The organism is Enterobacter sp. 342, from assembly GCF_036663495.1.
Classification (GTDB): Bacteria; Pseudomonadota; Gammaproteobacteria; order Enterobacterales; family Enterobacteriaceae; genus Enterobacter.
This window is the reverse complement of record NZ_JAWUEI010000134.1, coordinates 1-541: the sequence shown is the minus strand read 5'-3', so window position 1 is coordinate 541 and position 541 is coordinate 1. Positions and strand designations below refer to the sequence as shown.

Here is a 541-nt window from a genome sequence, read left to right as displayed (position 1 = left end):
CGTCAGACGGGCACCGGCCTTCGCGTTTGAGCAGAGCAAGCGCGCGACCATAGGCGGGCGCTTTATCCGTGTTGATGAATCGCGGGATCTGCCACTTCTTCACGTTGTTGAGGATTTTACCCAGAAACCGGTATGCAGCTTTGCTGTTACGACGGGAGGAGAGATAAAAATCGACAGTGCGGCCCCGGCTGTCGACGGCCCGGTACAGATACGCCCAGCGGCCATTGACCTTCACGTAGGTTTCATCCATGTGCCACGGGCAAAGATCGGAAGGGTTACGCCAGTACCAGCGCAGCCGTTTTTCCATTTCAGGCGCATAACGCTGAACCCAGCGGTAAATCGTGGAGTGATCGACATTCACTCCGCGTTCAGCCAGCATCTCCTGCAGCTCACGGTAACTGATGCCGTATTTGCAGTACCAGCGTACGGCCCACAGAATGATGTCACGCTGAAAATGCCGGCCTTTGAATGGGTTCATGTGCAGCTCCATCAGCAAAAGGGGATGATAAGTTTATCACCACCGACTATTTGCAACAGTGCC

General features: G+C 54.9%; 1 protein-coding gene. It reads right to left on the bottom strand.

The genetic code is table 11. From position 1 onward, the window contains the following. Positions 1-478: IS6-like element IS26 family transposase (locus V6E55_RS25625; RefSeq protein ID WP_032020499.1), on the bottom strand; the 478-nt coding region annotated here is incomplete at its 3' end. Positions 479-541: the final 63 nt, after the last annotated feature.